Source organism: Mesobacillus sp., assembly GCF_049588175.1.
In the GTDB taxonomy this organism is placed as follows: domain Bacteria; phylum Bacillota; class Bacilli; order Bacillales; family Cytobacillaceae; genus Mesobacillus.
Genome location: NZ_JBAVFI010000097.1, coordinates 1 through 4,949, shown reverse-complemented (window position 1 = coordinate 4,949; position 4,949 = coordinate 1). Strand labels below are relative to the sequence as shown.

The following is a 4,949-nucleotide window of genomic DNA, read 5'->3' as shown; positions in this document are numbered from 1 at the left end:
CCTCTGCAGATACAAAGTCCTTTTCTTTAAAAAAAGGATACTTTGCAAGCTCGCCAGCCTCTAAAACAGGGGCAAGGCAGCAGTCCACCTTCATCCCAAATTCAGTCCACTCTGAAAGGGATTTACTTTTAAACAAATCAACAATTTCCCGGTAAACTCGGTTGGTTTCATCCGGTTTTGAATAATGTGCAGGAAGCCAATCTTCCCTGCCAACAGCCTGGCAAAAATTGTTCCAGAACTTAGGTTCAAGTGCACCCAGACTAATATAGCGTTCATCTTTCGTTTCATACAGCCCATAACCGATGACTGTTCCGTTCAGCACCGAAACGCCATTTTGGTATCCCGTTTCCTTTTCAATTAAAACATGGTTTGCCATCAAGGATGCCATGCTGTCGGCAATCGAAATACAATGATAGCTCCCTTCGCCTGTTGATCCGCGGGCAACCAGACCAGCGAGGATCCGCTCGCTGGCTGCCATGCCGCCAATATAGTCGGCAATCGTATTCGTTGGCTGCACCGGCTTCCCGCTGCTCTCCTTCAGCTGGGCAAGGGCACCGCTTAGACTCATGTAATTTAAGTCATGGCTGCCAAGCTGCGACATCGGGCCGCTGTTTCCATAGCCGGTAATCGAGCAATAGACAATGCGGGGATTTATATAGCTTACCGTCTCATATCCGAGTCCGAGCTTTTCCATAACACCAGGGCGGAAACTCTCAACGACTGCATCGGCATCTGCAAGGAGACCCAGTGCTATTTGCCTTCCTTCTCCATGCTTCAAATTGATCACAATACTTTTTTTCCCCCGGTTGTGAGCAGTAAATACGTAACCGTAACCTGTATTCCTGGCAGGATCTCCTTCTGGGGCTTCCACCTTTATGACTTCCGCTCCTAATTCAGCCAGCCTCATCGTCGCAAAAGGTCCAGGTATATAATTAGTGAAGTCGATAATTTTAATCCCATTCAGCATGGTGCAAAATCCTTTCTTTTAGCTGACTGTCAATTAGAAAACAGCTCTTCCATTTGCTTGCGGAGCATGAACTTCTGGATTTTTCCGCTCGCATTACGCGGCAACGCATCAACGAATATATATTTCCGAGGACGTTTGTAATTTGCCAGGCTGTCGCTATTCTTGCACCATTCGTCAAGCTGCTCCTCTGTGATCTGGGGATCTTTTTTTACAACAAAGGCAGTGACGCTTTCACCCCAACGGTCATCAGGCTGACCTACAATGGCCACGTCAAGAACGCCTTCATGCGCATGCAGGACATCTTCCACTTCGCGCGGGTAGATGTTTTCGCCGCCGCTTATGATCATGTCATCCACCCTGTCTTTGACCCAGAGATAGCCTTCTTCATCCAGGTATCCGATATCGCCTGAATGGTACCACCCTTTATGCATTGCTTTTTCAGAAGCTTCTTCTCGGTTAAAATAGCCTGACATCAAGCAAGGTCCCTGAACGATGATTTCACCGCTTTCTCCTGGAGGCAGGATGTCATCAGGATCAGAAGGGCCATCCTCATTCGGTCTGACAATCCTGATTTCATGGTTTAAACAAGCCTGCCCTGCCGCTCCTGCCTTGGATAGCTGATCGTCTTCAGAAAGGAAGGTAATCGCAGGACCCATTTCCGTCATCCCATATGCCTGGACTAGCTTAATTCCCAGTTTGTCATGGCAAGCATGGACGAGCGATGGCGCCATCGGAGCAGCACCATAAAGTCCAAGTTTCAGGCTTTCGATATTATAATCCTCCAATTTTTCCTGTAAAAGCATATTCCACATCGTTGGCGCTGCGAAGAATTTCGTCACTTTTTCAGAATCAATCAATTCCAGCACTTTCTTCGGTGCAAATTGGTGGAGGATCACATTGCTCCCTCCAACGTGTACACGCGGCAGGAATGCGCAGTGAAGCTCTGCGCAGTGGAACATCGGCGCAGTCACAAGGCCAACATCCTTCACTCCCAGTTTTGTTGAACCAATGACAAGAAGGCTTTGCTCTACCATATTTCGGTGCTTATGCATGACCCCCTTTGGCCTGCCCGTCGTACCGCTTGTATACATGATTGCATACAAATCATTTTCATTTACTTCGATATCAACCGGCTGTGGTTCCGCGGACTGTACTTTTTCATGGTAGCTCGCCGCATACTCCGGCGTTTTTTCATCAATGAACCAGAATGCAATATGAGGAAAGCGATTTTCAATTGAAGCAATAACTTGTTCCACTGCGTTTTCAAAAAGAACGACCTTTGGAGCAGCATCGTTCAGAATGTAAGCAACCTCCTCGCCCATAAGTCGGAAATTGATTGGATTAAAGACAGCTCCGATTTTGGCACAGGCAAAGAAGGCTGTACCCAGCTCCTCTGTATTGAAAAGGAAGGTGGATACTCGATCACCTTTTTTAACCCCTTCATTTAAAAGGGCATTAGCAAGCCGGTTTACCTCATCGTTCCATTGACTGTAAGTAAAGCGGACATTTTTGCGGGCATCATAGAGGGCTTCCTTTTTCGGGAATTTCATTACGGTCAGGTCAAAAATCTTGCCGATCGTCGTGCTCATTTTCATTCCTCCTGGTAAATGTCGTTTTCTTGCTTTACTGTGCATTTCCGGGTGTATGCTGCTGGTGAAAATCATCTATATAATTGCTTCTTGTTGTAAGAAAGAAGATTACCTAATCAAGATTTTGAAGAAATACCCCGTAACCTTCTTTAAGCCTTTTTAAAGAAAATATTTGGTTTGCTTTAATCCAACCTCTCAATAATCGTGGCGTTCGCCATTCCATGACCTTCACACATTGTCTGCAGCCCATAGCGGCCACCGGTTCTCTCAAGTTCGTGCATCATGGAAATCATGAGGCGTGCGCCGCTGGCTCCTAGCGGATGTCCAAGCGCGATTGCTCCTCCATTCGGATTCAGCTTTGCAGGGTCAGCACCCGTTTCCTTCAGCCATGCCATCGGAACTGGAGCAAATGCTTCATTCACTTCAAACACATCAATATCCTCAAGCTTCAAGCCTGCTTTTTGGAGCACTTTTTCCGTGGCTGGAATTGGGCCTGTCAGCATCAAGGTCGGGTCAGAACCGACAACCACTCTTGTATGTACCTTAAAGCGCGGTTTCAATCCCAGTTCTTCCGCCTTTTCACGGCTCATCAGCAGGAGTACTGCAGCACCGTCACTGATTTGACTGGAGTTTCCTGCATGGATGACCCCATCTTCTTTGAATACTGTCTTCAAGCTTCCGAGAACCTCAGGTGTCGTGCCTTCACGAGGTCCGGAATCTTCGGTCATCATGGTTTTTTCACCATTTTCAAGGGTGACCTCGAGCGGCATGATTTCTTTTTTAAAATAACCCTCAGCCTGCGCCTTAAGTGCCCGCCTGTGGCTTTCAGCCGAGAACTCGTCAAGCTCTGTGCGAGTAAATCCATATTTCTCGGCGATTCTTTCTGCAGACAGCCCTTGATGGATGATTTCGTATCGCTCCTTCAATTTCGGGCTGAAAGGAAGCGCATCCTGATAATTCGAACCCATCGGCACTCTCGACATATTCTCCACGCCACCCGCAATCACGACGTCCATGTCACCCGCTAAAATTGCCTGTGCAGCAAAATGGACTGCCTGCTGGCTCGAACCACACTGGCGGTCAATTGTCGTTCCCGGCACTTCAATCGGGAAGCCGGCAATCAAGGCTGCCACCCTTGCAATGTCACCTGCCTGCTCGCCTGCCTGTGTCACGCAGCCAAGAATTACATCTTCAATGAGGGAAGCATCAATGCCAGCCCGTTTGACAACCTCCTTAAGTACTTCTGCAGCAAGGTCATCCGGCCGAATATCCTTAAGTAATCCTTTTCTTCTGCCAACCGGTGTTCTTACACCTTCTACTATCACAACTTCACGCATATATGAATCTTCCTTTCTGTTAATCGACATGTGTTTGTTTTTGAAATTTTTGGCGACTTAGGGATTTTTATGGACCTTATTGGAACATCCTTGAGTCGGTTTTGACTCGCAAATTGCTCTAATATTCCATTTATAAATTCCGGCCCTATAACCCCAAATTCTTGGCAATAATTGTCTTCATGATTTCATTCGTTCCTGCGTAAATGCTTGCGACTGGAATATCGCGGTATCTTCTGGCAATCTCGTATTCTTCCATATAGCCGTAGCCGCCATGGAGCTGCATGCATTCAGCGGCGATTTTGCGCGCGCTGTCGGTCAGCTTCCATTTTGCCATCGACACTTTGGTTACGATATCCTTTCCCTCGATATGCTCGGCGATCAGCTGGTCAAGGAAGGCTCGGCTCATTTCGATTTCGGTCGCCATTTCGACGATTTTAAATTGGGTGTTTTGGAATTTGCTTACCGTCTTGCCGAAGGCTTCGCGGCTTTTCACATAATCAATCGTCTGCTTCAGCATCACCTCTGAAGCTGTCTGTGCGGCAATAGCCACAAGTAGGCGCTCCTGCTGCAGTTTTTCCATCAAGTAAATGAAGCCTTTGCCCTCTTCACCAAGCAGGTTTTCCTTTGGCACTCTGCATTCTTCAAAAATAAGTTCCGCAGTGTCCTGGCAATGCAGCCCTACTTTATTCAGCTTCCTTCCCCGTGAAAAACCAGGTGCATCTCGTTCGACAACAAGCAGGCTGACACCCTTGTGCTTCGGGTTCGCTTTCGGATCGGTTTTACAGGCGACAACAATGAGATCTGACTGGATTCCATTTGTTATAAATGTTTTTTGGCCGTTTAAAATGTAGTGGTCGCCATCAAGAATAGCAGTTGTCTGGATGTTTGCCAGATCAGAACCTGTACCAGGCTCCGTCATCGCAATTGCTGTAATGATTTCACCTGTCGTGCATTTAGGAAGCCATCGTTTCTTTTGCTCTTCCGTGCCGAAAGCGGTGATATACGGAACAACGATATCATTATGGAGTCCCACTCCGACAAGCCCAGAACCTACAC

At 47.3% G+C, this 4,949-nt stretch carries 4 protein-coding genes; all 4 read right to left on the bottom strand.

The window, feature by feature from the left end; genetic code table 11:
* The coding region (locus tag WB217_RS02095; protein WP_423990195.1) for a CaiB/BaiF CoA transferase family protein at window positions 1-967 on the bottom strand (967 nt) is incomplete at its 3' end.
* 29 nt (window positions 968-996) lie between these two features.
* Window positions 997-2,556, bottom strand: coding sequence for a fatty acid--CoA ligase (locus tag WB217_RS02090; RefSeq protein WP_423990193.1), 1,560 nt, complete (start codon window positions 2,554-2,556; stop codon window positions 997-999).
* Window positions 2,557-2,738: 182 nt separating this feature from the next.
* A complete protein-coding gene (locus tag WB217_RS02085) occupies window positions 2,739-3,893 on the bottom strand; it encodes a thiolase family protein (protein ID WP_423990191.1) in 1,155 nt (384 codons plus the stop codon).
* Window positions 3,894-4,038: 145 nt separating this feature from the next.
* Window positions 4,039-4,949, bottom strand: a 911-nt coding sequence (locus WB217_RS02080; protein WP_423990189.1) for an acyl-CoA dehydrogenase family protein, incomplete at its 5' end; no start/stop codon positions are given.